Source organism: Bacillus cereus group sp. MYBK108-1 (assembly GCF_051917185.1).
Classification (GTDB): Bacteria; Bacillota; Bacilli; order Bacillales; family Bacillaceae_G; genus Bacillus_A; species Bacillus_A cereus.
Window position 1 is genome coordinate 1 of the sequence record NZ_JBQAHZ010000003.1, and the last position, 13,072, is coordinate 13,072.

Genomic DNA, 13,072 nt, shown 5'->3' on the forward strand with positions numbered 1-13,072 from the left:
AATTTTTTCGTCATTTTAAAATTTCTCCGATTCTCATTTTTCTCTCATTATACAAGAAATACCCTATAGAATAGACTTTTTTTAAGTGTCTATTCTATAGGGTACATTGTATTTTAGAAGCCTCCTTTTTATATACTAAATAAAGTGAAACTTTAATTAGTGGGGGGGTCTTCATCCCCACTGATTATTAACCCAAACCAATTTGGCTTTTATGAGCAGTGAATCTCCTACCTAACTTCTTTGCTCCAGCCGAATCTTGAGGTGGAAATTTTACTGCAGGTGAATAGCCGGATAAATTACTCTGATCTCACTAATTTCACAGATTCAGTACTCCCCATAAACTCATGATATACAGTTAATGTGTTCTCCTCAATTTTCAAATCAGCCTTATGCTTTATTTCCCCCACTAAAAATACAAGCTCTACAGAAATAATCCCTTGGTCCACACTTAATATTCGAAAGTCTCCTATAGTAGTCCCTTTCCCAAAAATATTATGTTCCATAAATTCTCCGCCTGTTTTCTCACTATTAATAGATTCTATTTCCAACCCAACTGGCCTATCTGTACTTTCTGATGACATCCAAGACCCCTTTAACTTTCCAATATCAGCCTCTTTTTTCTTTTCATTTTTTAACTCTTCCTCTTTTTCCTTAACTTCTGCTTGTTGAGTTAGTAAGCCATCGATTTGCTTATTCAGCTCTTCGGCCCGTTGATTTTCCGAAATAAATTGTTGATTTTGGCCAGTATCGTTAACAATTTTATTTACTATCCCTTTAGCCTCTTCATACTTTTTATCATTCTTTAACTTCTCTGCCTTTTCCAATTGACCTATATATTGACCTTTTAACTCTTTATGCTCTATGAGCGAATCTTTTTGTTCTTTCGCTTGACTTTGAAGGATTGCGGAACCATCTTTCATCTTTTCTACTTCTTGAAACAAACCTATTGCTTGTTCTATATTTCCACTCGATTTCTCTTTTATCGAACTTATCATCTTAGTAGTTTGGTCTTTTAATACCTTTGCTTCTTTATCATCCTTTTTCTCTTCTAATGCTAGCTCAAATGATGCTACTGCCGTGTCATATTCTTTACTCGCTAACGCCAATTTCCCTTGATCCATTGCTTTTTTATAGGTTTCATTGCTACATCCTACCATTAAAAATAAAATTATGATTCCTAAAATCAATCTTTTCATAATATCCCCCTAAATTAATATAATTCTATATACACTCAATAGTATCATAAAATTTATATATAAAATTTTAAATACCATCATTAAAACATAAAGGGAACTTGTCATTTCTTCTCGAACTTAATCTATGAACATAAGTAGAGGGGGATAACAATAATGTACCAAACAATTGAAGGCTTCTTGCAATCATGGACATACGAAGCAGAGTCTACTCAGAAAATACTTGATTCATTAACCGATGCATCTTTATCACAGGAAATTGCACCTGGACATTGGACGTTAGGCAGAGTTGCTTGGCATATCGTGACGGCAATTCCTGTTATACTATCTGGCACAGGGCTAAAGTTTGAAGGCGAAACGAAAGATTATCCTGTTCCTACTTCTGCAAAAACAATTGCAGATGAGTACCGTAAAGTGAACGCGGCTTTTGTTGAAGCACTTCAAAGCGAATGGACTGATAAAGATTTAGCAACTATTAATGACTTCTTTGGTCGCCCTATGCCGAATTCTATGTTTTTAATGACACTTATTAATCATCAAAATCATCACCGCGGGCAAATGACGGTTTTAATGCGACAAGCCGGCTTAACAGTTCCTGGCGTATATGGTCCCGCAAAAGAAGAATGGGCTACGGCTGGAATGGAAGTTCCTAAAATGTAACAACAGAAAAAGACAAGGTGTTTACACATCTTGTCTTTTTCTGTAACTTGTTTCATGTGAAACTTTATATTGCATCTTCCCTCTCAATATTTTTAATTCCATAATAAGCAATCGCCACACCAATCACTGCAAATGCGAATTGAAGAGGAAGAAAGGTCGCTATAGGAAATATTGGTGGGTTATTAATTGCGATTAGCACAACGATAATAGACGAAACAATAGTAGTTGGCACTGAACGTTTACGCATTCCGAAGTATAGAGGAATTAAGCTTATTCCCGCAGTGGCAATGGCTAAAGGAACGAGATTTATCCCTTCTTGAATCAATTGATCTACTGCGAATGAATTAGGAAGAATCGAAAAATAACTATCTATTCCAATGAAAATTCCCACTACAAAAATATTAGATAAAATAACTGTTATGAATGTTAATATTGCTGTAATAGCCAACTTACTAATCATTATTTTCTTTCGATTAATTGGATAAGAAAACATCAATAATATTGTTTTGTTTTTATATTCATCAATTATTAACTTAGCTATTAGTACAGCACCAAAAATAATAAATGTTGCTCTCACTATTGAACTAGCCATTAACAAAATGGCCTGCGGATCTCTTATTTCTGGATCTCCCTCTATTTGAGAAACGATGCTAACAAAAATCAATAATGCCAGTATAGCAAGATTTGCAATTACTGCTCTCTTCACGTACCAGCCAAGTTTAATTTTCTTCAGTTCTAGCTTCATAAGACGTAGCATGATAGTCCTCCCTCCTCCTAAGACTTAATCAATATAAATGACCCCTGTCTTACTTAAAATCTCCACTTTGTTTTTTGCATCACCAATCGTTCCTACTTTTATTTTTTCTGTACTTTTATCTTTCTTAAGTCCTTTTAAATCTACTATTACGTCAGCCGAATTACTTTTAGCCATAAGCTTCAATGATGCCGGGACACCTTTATACCGTACGCCAATATCCCCTGATTTTGTTTCTATAAATAATGATTTTCCTTCTATCATATCTTTCAGCAATACTTCCCCAGATGTTGAAGTGATGTTCATATTTGAGTTACTTACATTTGTGATATAGTTATCACCAGTCGTAGACTTTATATTTAATTCTTGTACTGAACTATCTTTTACAACTAACTCTCCACTTTGCGATATGAATTCACCTTTCTCGGCTGATAGTCCTACAATCATTCCATCCCCAGATTTGCCTTTCGTCACGATACTTTTTACTACTATATCTCTTATTTTCACATCACCTGATTTATTATTTAATACAATTTTATCTATTTCTTTCTTCGGAATAGCTATACATATACTATTCTTCTTCCTAAACGTAAAACCATTAAAAAATTTGTTCGCCTCTTGTTTTTGCTTAACCATAATTTTATTTTCATCATTTTCTATTTTGACGGGATCTATCTCTTTATCTGCTTGTTCACCTTGAGCGGAAATTACTATTTTATTAGCGTCTGTACTTTTAAATTCAAGATTCCAGTTTTCATTGTCTACTTGTATTTCTTTTATATTATTTATCTCAAAAGACTTTTCTTTCTTAAAATCTTTCCCCTGAAATACCTTAATACCAAAAACTACACTAGCAATTGTAATGAATAATATTGCAATTACTATCATTTTTTTCACTATTCATACCCCAGTTCGTTTTTGTTTTAAGCTTGCTTCACGCCACATCGATCTTGTCGATTTTACGAAACGATAGATAACTAATGAAAATTCCTAATAAACAGAGCACGATTGGGATAGCTATAAAATTAAACAGACTTACTTGACCGTTTCCAGGACCAAAGTTACTACTAATTATCATTCCGATTATTACTGCAGAAGTAATTGTTGTAGGTGTCGATTTCTTTCTCATCCCAAAAAATAAAGGAATTAAACTTATACCAGATATCATAAATGCACTTATAAAAGTAGTTGGAACGATAGATATTATTTCACCTATCGTAGCTGGTGTTTCAATCAGTCCCATCATTGGACTCACAAAATATACAAGCAAACTGATACTGAAAGTAGCGATAATCGTGCTCACAAAACAAAAACAAAAAACAATTGTTAATTTCGCTCTCATTAGCATTTTTCGTTGCAATGGGTACATAAATAGTAGTTGTATTGTTTTGTTCTTATACTCATCAATTACTAAACGTGATAAAATGACCGAACTAAAAATAATGAATGTTATCCTAATAAAAGTGTTTATTAAAACCATTTGTTGCGTGAAGTCAAAGAAGAGCACGTCTCCCTCGGCTTTAATTCCCCACGCCATAAGGCTTACTGCAGCGAAAATTGCTATAATACAAATTGCTACCCCTTTAAAGTAACTAGATAATTTATGTTTCTTCCATTCGAGCTTCATTAATTTAAACATATAAATTACGCCTCCATTCTTTATATACCTGTCTCTACGCTGCTAACATTCTAATTCCAGCAGTAACGAAGCTTAACATTCCTATCACTAGTAGGATTAACAACCATTTTCGCTCTGGTTTTCTATAATATAAAATTCCACTTATTAGCATTACGATAAATCCACTTACCAGGTTCAGCCACAGTCCATTAAGCATGAATACCTTCTCCATCCATTACATTTAAGAAATATTCTTCTAAGGAACTATGTTTCTTATTAATACTTTCAATTTCCACATCGTTCATAATAAGTGCTTTGGAAATGGCTTGCTGTGTCACCGCCACTTCATAAACCCGAATCATGTTTCCACTCATTATTTTGTAGTTTTTTATACCAAGTTTATCTTCTAAAATATAAGTTGCACGTTTCACATCAGGAACAGTGATTTCAATATACTCTGTTTGTTTTCCGTTAATACTCTTCATTGAAACTTCTTTTATTAGTTTTCCATTTTGAATGACACCAATTGTATCCGCCATTAGTTCCATCTCACCTAAAATATGACTAGAAACTAATAATGTAATGCCATATTCTTTGCAGAGCATTTTAAATAAGTCTCGTAACTCTTTAATACCAATTGGATCTAAACCGTTAATGGGTTCATCTAAAATGAGCAATTCTGGCTTTGTCACGATTGCTCTTGCAATACCGAGTCGTTGTTTCATTCCTAATGAAAAATCTTTTACTTTTTTATTATCTATCCCTTGCAGCTTCACTAAATGTAAAGCATGGTCAATTGCATTTTTATCGTAGTAGCCCATATATTCACAATGTAGGTCTAAGTTTTCTTTCGCCGTTAATTTATCATAAAAGATTGGGTATTCAATAATTGTCCCCATTCTTTTTAATACTTCATAAGATGTATCTGTTAATTTCTCACCGAAGATTTCAATATCACCACTCGTCGGTTTTATTAAATTTGTAATCATTTTCATAATCGTTGTTTTACCAGCACCGTTTGGTCCTAAAAAACCGTAAATTTCTCCTTTTTTCACATGCATGTTAACACCGGAAATAACTTCTTTCCCTTTAAACACTTTCGTTAACTGATTTGTTTTTAATATATATGTCATGTTACTTTCCCCTTTCGCAATACTCTATATTTCTATAATAAACAACGGAAATCTCTTTTTTCTTACCCGTTTCTTACAAATTCCTTACGCTGAAAAAAAGCTTGTAGAATCTACTGCTCTACAAGCTAAAACTGTATCTTTGTTAATACAATTGTAAAAATTGTTTTTTCATACGGTTTACTAGAAAGATGGATTTTCCCGTCCATCGCTTCCACAAGCCGTTTCGTAATCGTTAATCCGAGACCACTTCCTTGGTACAATCTATTTCTTGAATCTTCAAGTGTGTACATACGCTCAAACACTTTATCAATATGAGATTCATCAATCCCTTTTCCTTTATCCCATACATCTATATACACGCCCGTGTCATCATCTCTTAACGTCATACCGAGTGCCTTTCCATCGTCTCCATATGTAATTGCATTTGATATTAAATTATTCAATACCCTACCTAATACTTCTACATTTCCAAGTGCGTATATATTTCTTTCTGGTATATCAATATGAACCTGAAAACCTTTCGTCGTCACTAAATCATAAAATGATAAAATCTTCTCGCGGCAAACTTCATTCATATTTACTTTTGTCATTTCAATTGCTTTGTCACCAGATTCTAATTTTGCCAAGTCAAAAAACTTATGAATTAACTCCATCACTTCTAGTGTTTTCGTATGCACTTTTTCAAGTAATATTTGTTGTTCTTCTTTATTTATCGTTTTATCCTTATTTAACATTTCTGTATATCCAAGAATAACTGTTAGTGGTGTTTTCAAGTCATGCGAAATATTTGAAAGCATTTTTCTCATCGAAATTTCTACTTTTGCATGATCTGCATTCGTTTTCTGTTTTGCATCTAATAATTGATTAATTGCCACTAATAATTTTTGCAATTCTAGATCATCTGTCATAACGAGTAACGTCTCGCCTGTTTTGTCATTTACAATACTTTCTAACTTTTCATATGTGTATCGTAAATTTTCACTACTATTTTTTCTCATTCTATATTGCATATAAATAACACATAACAATATAAAAATAATACCTATTAACAAATTGACCATATTACATCACTTCCAACTTATAGCCGATGCCCCATAACGTTTTAATATATTCTGGATTAGATGGATCACTTTCGATTTTCTCACGCAATCTTCTCATATGAACATTAATAACGTTATCGTCACCGTAATACTCTTCATTCCAAACTAATGTATATATTTGCGCTTTCGTAAATACACGATTTTGGTTCTTTACGAATAGCTTTAAAATCTCAAATTCTTTTAAAGTAAGTTTGAGAGACTTCCCGTTTTTTTCAACTGTAAAATTAATTGGATCAATTGTTAAATCACCAATTTGAATCATCTTTTCTGTTGTTTCTGTAGCCGAATATTTCGTAGACCTCCGAATACCCGCTTTTACACGTGCAGCTAATTCAATCATAGAAAACGGCTTACAAATGTAATCATCTGCTCCAAGTCCTAATCCAACAGCTTTATCAACATCTGTATCTTTTGCCGACATCATTAAAATCGGAACAGCACTTTTTTCTCGAATGATTCGTACAACTTCTAAGCCATCTAGCTTTGGCATCATAATGTCAAGGATAATCAAATCAAATGAACCTTTTAAATATGTGTTCACGCCTTCCTCTCCATCAGACGCAATTGTTACTTGAAAACCCTCTTTTATTAAATACTTTTCCACCATCTCTTGAATTGAGATATCATCTTCAACTAATAAAATATGATGTGACATATGTCTATCCCCTTTTTACAAACGTTAACAATCCAATTGTATCGTAACTACTACAGACTGGAAACAATTATATGAATTTTCAAACCAACTTCCCTTCCTTCCTTAACAATGATATGATGAAATTCACTACGATTGTTCATAATTAACTTTATATAAAGGAGACTTATCATGTCAGAAAACAAAAAAGTAAGCTTAGCTGATTTAATGCGCGAACAACTTGCTAAGAAAAAGCAAGGAAATGGAAATGGTCAAAATGCAAAAAATCAAAGCCAAGAAACGAAAAAATTACAAAACCAACAAACAAAGAAAACAAACAACCAACGTAGACGTACAGGTGTGTAAATGAACGGACAAAAACGTTCTAATATCGCGCCCGGTCTTGAAGTTGATATTGTATTAAAACAAGATCAACGAACAGGCAAATTAACACGTGGAATTGTAAAAGATATTTTAACAAACTCCCCTTCCCATCCGCATGGCATTAAAGTGCGATTGCAGGACGGACAAGTCGGTAGAGTACAAAATATCGTTCAATAAGAAAAGGAGCTCAAGTAAACTTGAGCTCCTTTTCTTTATTAACCTTTAATTTTCTCGATGAAAACTACTTTTAAGTAGTCTCCTTCTTTAAATTGATCAATGGTACGGAAATCTTCTGGTAAAGAATGTTCTTCTAATATTTTATATTTGCCATTCATTTCTTTAAAGGCTGTATCGATAAAGCCTTTAAACTTTTTCATATCGAATGCGCTACAATTTGTAGAAGCAACGATAATACCGCTATTTTCTGTAATAGCAATTGTTTCTTTTAATAGATTTTTATAATCTTTTGCTGCACTAAATGTATATTTTTTTGAGCGGGCGAAGCTTGGAGGATCAAGTACGACCATATCAAATTTCATCTTTTTCTTAGCTGCATATTTGAAGTAAAGAAATACATCTTCTACAATAATATCTTGTGCTTCATAATCAACTTCATTTACACTAAACTGCTCAATCGTTTTACTTAAACTACGATTTGCAAGGTCAACACTCGTCGTTTTACTTGCTCCGCCAAGCGCTGCAAATACAGAGAAAGCACCTGTATAAGAGAACATATTTAACACTGTTCTTCCCTTTGCATATTTATCACGAATTTGTTTTCGAACGTTACGTTGATCTAAAAATACACCAACCATTGCCCCATCATTTAAATAAACCGCAAAGTTCACACCGTTCTCTTTTACGATAAGTGGGAACTCGCCGCGCTCTCCTGCTACGAAATCATCACCCTCAATATATTTCCCTTTCGTATCAAAACGCTTTTTCTCATAAATACCTTTAAAGTTTGCTACTTTTTGAAGAGCGGCTATAATCTCATCTCTGAAAGTGTAAATCCCTTCACTATACCAACTTACTACGTAGTAGCCATCATAATAATCGATAATTAGTCCTCCAAGACCATCACCTTCACCATTCACCACACGGAATGCTGTCGTATCACTTGATTTATAAAATTGCTTTCGTTTATGTAGGGCAGATTTGATTTTACTTTCAAAGAAAGATTGATTAATTTGTTCACTCTCTTTTCTCGTTAAAATCCAGCCGTATCCTTTATTTTGCTTTCCATAATAACCTTTTCCGACAAAGTTGTTCTTCTCATCTACTACTTTGATGATTGTTCCTTCTTCACGAACATCATTTAAATTTTGAATCGCATCTTTTAAAATAAGCGGATATCCACTTTTAATTTCTTTTATAAATTTCGGTTTTATTTTTACAGTTACTTCTAATCGCATATAATAACTTCCTTTCCATTTGCATGCTTTCTCTACAGGAAGCATTTGAAAAACGAGACTGAAAAAACAGCCTCGTTTCACTATACCATATTATTGCTTTGCTAGTACAACTAGCTCATTCTCGCACTTAACCGCCACATATTTACTACGTTTTGAAATGAAAATCTCACTGTCCAAAATAATAGAAAAAAACTTATATATTTCACATTTACCATTGACAATGATAATGATTTTCATTATCATTTGATGTATATGAGTTCTTGAAAATATAGCTACATTTATAGGAGGAATAAACATGATTATTGTTACAAATACAGCTAAAATTACAAAGGGAAATGGGCATAAATTAATTGAGCGTTTTAATAAAGTAGGTAAAGTTGAAACGATGCCAGGCTTTTTAGGTCTAGAAGTTCTTTTAACACAAAATACAGTTGATTATGATGAAGTAACAATTAGCACTCGCTGGAATGCAAAAGAAGATTTCCAAGGTTGGACAAAGAGCGCTGCATTTAAAGATGCTCACTCACATCAAGGCGGAATGCCAGAATATATTCTTGATAATAAAATTGCTTACTATGATGTAAAAGTTGTACGTATGCCAATGGCTGCAGCACAGTAAGAACAGTCCTTTTTTAAAGTATAGAATATGAGAAGCGTTATCTATCACTTCTCATATTCTATACTTTTTTCTTTAATTTCTTTTTACTAATTTTGCGTGTACAACTAGCCTTCCAGCCTCTGGATCAAGAGCATAATCACAAGTAGAAAGTGTTACGATTTCATCATTAGCCGTCAATTCCGTATCCGTTTTGTACAGTGATTTTTCTTGAATTTCCTTTAAGAACGATGCATATGCTGCATCATTTCCAAAATCCGTTTCAATGTAATAAAAGTCCGTTGTTGTCGTGTATACTGAAAAAACTTCAACGTCGTATCCTTCAAATAATGTATCGTAATATAATTTACGATGAGACATAAAAAAGTCTTCATCCAACATTTTTTTTAAACTACCAAACATAGAACCATCTTTCATACGATGGCCATATAAAATCGTATTTCGATTTTGAGATTTCACATCATTACGATGGTCCATAAAAATGCTTCCCGCTCTCATATCTTCACCTTTATAATTACGAAATAAATAGTAATCATTATCTTTTGCTTGAACGATTGGATAATTAATTTGTGTATCATCCATCGTAATCCATCCGACTATCTCTGGATTAATTTTCTGGAGATCCTGAAACTGTTTACGTACCTCTCCATTTTCTGATTTTTCTTCCATTGGACTTCTTTTATAAATATGTTGTGCCTCAGCCATTACTTTACGATTTTCATAATAATCCATGAAAATCCCGCCCAACTCATACATTGAATAGAAAAAGATTCCTAAAAACACAATTGTAAGTATGCGTTGAAAAAAAGAATTCTTTTTCCGTCCTTTCTTACTATTCAAATTATCACCTCAAAACGGATTATGCTCAGCCTTTAGATTCCCATAGGTACCATGTACAATCCGGTATCTTCATCCTGCTTTACAATGACATCTACACCATATATTGCTTTAACCATTTCTTCTGTTATTACATCATTAGGAATACCTTTCGTAATGATTTCTCCATCTTTCATAACGATAATATGGTCGCTATAACGAATGGCTTGATTAATATCATGTAATACCATTACAATCGTTAGTCCATGCACTTCATTTAACTCTTTCACTAACTCTAATATTTCTAACTGATAGTAAATATCTAAATATGTGGTCGGCTCATCTAAGAAGAGCATTGGTGTATTTTGAGCTAATGTCATCGCGATCCAAACTCGCTGCCTCTCTCCACCAGATAAAGCATAAATTGGCTTATCACGCTTACTTTGTAAATTCGTACATACTAGTGCACGCTCAATCGCTTCTCTATCTTCATCTGTTTGCGGAGAAAATATATTTTTATATGGCATACGCCCGAAGCTTATTAGCTTTTCCACTGTAATATCTGCTGGAGCCTCATTTTGTTGATGGACAACTGCTAGCTTTCTAGCAAACTCTTTCGGTTTATATTCACCAATCGCTTTCCCATCAAGTATTACTTCTCCACTGCTAGGAGCGTGGTTTCTAGACATGACACTAAGTAATGTTGATTTCCCACATCCATTCGGTCCAATGATTGTTGTAATTTTCCCAATTTCTATTTCACTACTAACAGACTTTAAACGATTTGTTACGTTATCGTATGAAAAGGTTACATTTTTAATTTCCATGAACTTTATCACTCTTTCTAAGCAAAAATATTAAGAATGGACCACCAATAACCGCCATAATTGTTGCTGCTGGAATTTCATTAGGTGGCACAATTAACCTTCCAATTGTATCTGCCGTCAAAATTAATAACGCCCCTGCAAGCGCAGAAAATGGAATTAATACTTTATGGTCTGAACCGACTAATTGTCTTGAAATATGCGGAACTAGTAATCCTACAAAAGCAATAACACCTGCAATCGCTGTTGATACTGCCGCTAAGAGTACTGCAATGGCAGAAATAATAAGACGAACTCTCGTCACATGCAAGCCTAAGTTTTTCGCAGTCTTATCTTGTAGCGATAATAAGTTACACCAAGCTCCTACGAACAGAGCAAGAATAAGACCAATCGTTCCATAAGTCACCATTATTTCTACATCGCCCCACGTCTTCATTGTTATGTTAGAAGTCGTCGTTTGCTTAATACTCTTAATAAAATACCCACAAATCGTAACGAATGATTCATTTAATCCAGTAAACATTGCATTAATGGCAATACCAATTAAAATAATGCGAAGCGGGCTTAATCCTGATTTCCATGAAAACGAATAAACGAGATAACATGCAAGCGCACCACCTAAAAAGGCGAATACGGGTGTCCAGAAAAAGAATTGCGGAAACAACGTAATAATAACGAGTGTCATAAAACTTGCTCCTGAAGATATACCGATTACCCCAGCATCGGCGAGTGGATTTTTCATAACAGCTTGAAAAAGCACACCTGAAACAGCGAGAGCCGCTCCAGTGAACAACGCAATAATAATACGCGGGAAACGTAAATCTTTAATGACTTCAACATCTTCATTTCCACCTGTAAATATCCCTTGTACAAGTTCAACAATACCTACTTCTAAACTCCCTTTCATCGCTGACAATGATGTCATAACAATAAGCAATGCAGTAACAATGAGGAAACTCCAAGTTTTTTTATTCATTCTACTCTTCCTTTATATTAAAATGCATCACGGATACATCATTTTTTTCAATTCATCTAACGCTTCAATTGCTGCTAAATTGCCTGTCGTTCCAAATAAACGCTCTTCTAAATCGTAAACACGGTTATTTTTAACCGCAGCAAAGTGTTTCCAAATATCATTTGTTTTAAATTCTTTATCAAACATTTTTACAACTTCATCAGGCATACCATGAGCTGCTCGTAAAATAATATCTGGATCAGCTTTCTTTAAATACTCTGTATTAGAAGCTAAATATTCTACTTGTTCACCTTGCACAATATTTTTACCACCTAGTTGTTTCACTAAATCTCCAATATAAGAATGCTCTGTTGCTACTAAATAACTTCCCGGCACACCTAATAAAATAAGTACTGTCGGTTCTTTCTTTCCTTTTACTTCTTTTTGAATGCTAGCAACCTTTTTATCTAATTGAGTTACTACTGCTTCGGCCTGTTTTTCACGCCCATATTTCTTACCTAAATCGCTAATAGAACTTTGCATATTTTTCAAACTCGTTAAATCTAAAAAGTTTGCTTTCATACCCACACCATCAAAAACTGGCTTTAATTCATATTCAAGTGTTGTCACAGATAACACTTCTGAAGGCTTTAATGACTTTACCTTTTCCATATCTGGACTCATTGGATTCCCAACTTCAGGTAAACCTTTATATCGCTTCGGTAAAGTTTTAGAGCTTGTTGGAACGCCAACTAAATCTACTTCTAACGCATCCATAATTTCAGTAACAGCCACTGTTGTTGCAACAACGCGCTCTTTACTCTCACTCTTTACCTGCTTTGCTGTTTCTTTTTTGGGTGATGAGCACCCAGCTATACTCATTAACAAAATGATAGCCATTAGTACACTTGCAATTTTCTTCACTCTCAATCACCACTCCTTTCCATACAATATGAAACAAGTCTTGATGCAC

At 33.8% G+C, this 13,072-nt stretch carries 17 protein-coding genes; 4 read left to right on the forward strand and 13 right to left on the reverse strand.

Translation table 11 applies throughout. The annotated features are described in order from the left end of the window. Positions 1 to 296: 296 nt before the first annotated feature. On the reverse strand, positions 297 to 1,196 hold the full coding sequence (locus ACTFSL_RS06355) for a hypothetical protein (RefSeq protein WP_000825577.1): 900 nt from the start codon (positions 1,194 to 1,196) through the stop codon (positions 297 to 299). A gap of 153 nt (positions 1,197 to 1,349) precedes the next feature. Between ACTFSL_RS06355 and ACTFSL_RS06360 the strand changes: the two genes are divergently transcribed. After that, entirely contained in the window at positions 1,350 to 1,853 is a 504-nt protein-coding gene (locus ACTFSL_RS06360) for a DinB family protein (RefSeq protein WP_440041381.1), read from the forward strand. A gap of 64 nt (positions 1,854 to 1,917) precedes the next feature. Here ACTFSL_RS06360 and ACTFSL_RS06365 read toward each other — a convergent pair whose 3' ends face one another. The 7 genes from ACTFSL_RS06365 to ACTFSL_RS06395 all read right to left on the reverse strand — a co-directional run bounded on the left by ACTFSL_RS06365 (position 1,918) and on the right by ACTFSL_RS06395 (position 7,113). Next, positions 1,918 to 2,610, reverse strand: coding sequence for an ABC transporter permease (locus ACTFSL_RS06365; protein ID WP_000945198.1), 693 nt, complete (start codon positions 2,608 to 2,610; stop codon positions 1,918 to 1,920). Between the two features lie 24 nt (positions 2,611 to 2,634). Next, positions 2,635 to 3,504 (reverse strand): DUF4097 family beta strand repeat-containing protein, encoded by an 870-nt coding sequence (locus ACTFSL_RS06370; protein ID WP_440041383.1) that lies wholly within the window; start codon positions 3,502 to 3,504, stop codon positions 2,635 to 2,637. 37 nt (positions 3,505 to 3,541) lie between these two features. Further along, complete coding sequence (locus tag ACTFSL_RS06375; RefSeq protein WP_440041385.1) at positions 3,542 to 4,246, reverse strand: ABC transporter permease; 705 nt, start codon at positions 4,244 to 4,246, stop codon at positions 3,542 to 3,544. 34 nt (positions 4,247 to 4,280) lie between these two features. Beyond that, positions 4,281 to 4,442, reverse strand: a complete 162-nt coding sequence (locus tag ACTFSL_RS06380; RefSeq protein WP_000931814.1) for a hypothetical protein — start codon at positions 4,440 to 4,442, stop codon at positions 4,281 to 4,283. Further along, positions 4,435 to 5,358: an ABC transporter ATP-binding protein gene (locus ACTFSL_RS06385; protein WP_000221063.1), complete on the reverse strand. Its 924-nt coding sequence runs from the start codon at positions 5,356 to 5,358 to the stop codon at positions 4,435 to 4,437. Before ACTFSL_RS06385 ends, ACTFSL_RS06380 begins: the two co-directional genes overlap by 8 nt. Positions 5,359 to 5,483: 125 nt before the next feature. After that, complete coding sequence (locus ACTFSL_RS06390; RefSeq protein WP_000247675.1) at positions 5,484 to 6,419, reverse strand: HAMP domain-containing histidine kinase; 936 nt, start codon at positions 6,417 to 6,419, stop codon at positions 5,484 to 5,486. Position 6,420: 1 nt separating this feature from the next. Beyond that, entirely contained in the window at positions 6,421 to 7,113 is a 693-nt protein-coding gene (locus tag ACTFSL_RS06395; protein WP_000018035.1) for a response regulator transcription factor, read from the reverse strand. Between the two features lie 168 nt (positions 7,114 to 7,281). Here ACTFSL_RS06395 and ACTFSL_RS06400 point away from each other — a divergent pair, with 168 nt between their 5' ends. Both ACTFSL_RS06400 and ACTFSL_RS06405 read left to right on the forward strand, forming a co-directional pair. After that, entirely contained in the window at positions 7,282 to 7,455 is a 174-nt protein-coding gene (locus tag ACTFSL_RS06400) for a hypothetical protein (protein ID WP_001293578.1), read from the forward strand. After that, positions 7,456 to 7,650, forward strand: coding sequence for a YwbE family protein (locus ACTFSL_RS06405; RefSeq protein ID WP_001014310.1), 195 nt, complete (start codon positions 7,456 to 7,458; stop codon positions 7,648 to 7,650). It begins immediately after the preceding gene. A 38-nt stretch (positions 7,651 to 7,688) separates the two neighbouring features. Here the strand turns inward: ACTFSL_RS06405 and ACTFSL_RS06410 are convergent, their stop codons facing one another. Then, a complete protein-coding gene (locus ACTFSL_RS06410) occupies positions 7,689 to 8,888 on the reverse strand; it encodes a class I SAM-dependent rRNA methyltransferase (protein WP_440041388.1) in 1,200 nt (399 codons plus the stop codon). A 295-nt stretch (positions 8,889 to 9,183) separates the two neighbouring features. Here ACTFSL_RS06410 and isdG point away from each other — a divergent pair, with 295 nt between their 5' ends. Further along, positions 9,184 to 9,507: a heme oxygenase gene (isdG, locus tag ACTFSL_RS06415; RefSeq protein ID WP_000587818.1), complete on the forward strand. Its 324-nt coding sequence runs from the start codon at positions 9,184 to 9,186 to the stop codon at positions 9,505 to 9,507. A 72-nt stretch (positions 9,508 to 9,579) separates the two neighbouring features. Here the strand turns inward: isdG and srtB are convergent, their stop codons facing one another. From srtB to isdE, 4 genes are read right to left on the reverse strand one after another with little or no spacing between them, the layout of a single operon-like run. Beyond that, positions 9,580 to 10,344, reverse strand: a complete 765-nt coding sequence (gene srtB, locus ACTFSL_RS06420; RefSeq protein WP_001086126.1) for a class B sortase — start codon at positions 10,342 to 10,344, stop codon at positions 9,580 to 9,582. 32 nt (positions 10,345 to 10,376) lie between these two features. Beyond that, positions 10,377 to 11,147 (reverse strand): ABC transporter ATP-binding protein, encoded by a 771-nt coding sequence (locus ACTFSL_RS06425; RefSeq protein WP_000403758.1) that lies wholly within the window; start codon positions 11,145 to 11,147, stop codon positions 10,377 to 10,379. After that, positions 11,137 to 12,120, reverse strand: coding sequence for a FecCD family ABC transporter permease (locus ACTFSL_RS06430; protein ID WP_001036848.1), 984 nt, complete (start codon positions 12,118 to 12,120; stop codon positions 11,137 to 11,139). The genes ACTFSL_RS06425 and ACTFSL_RS06430 overlap by 11 nt, the downstream gene beginning before the upstream one ends. A 27-nt stretch (positions 12,121 to 12,147) precedes the next feature. Next, positions 12,148 to 13,029 carry a heme ABC transporter substrate-binding protein IsdE gene (gene isdE / locus ACTFSL_RS06435; RefSeq protein ID WP_440041390.1) on the reverse strand — a complete coding sequence of 294 codons (882 nt, stop codon included), beginning with the start codon at positions 13,027 to 13,029 and terminating at the stop codon, positions 12,148 to 12,150. Between the last annotated feature and the right edge of the window lie 43 nt (positions 13,030 to 13,072).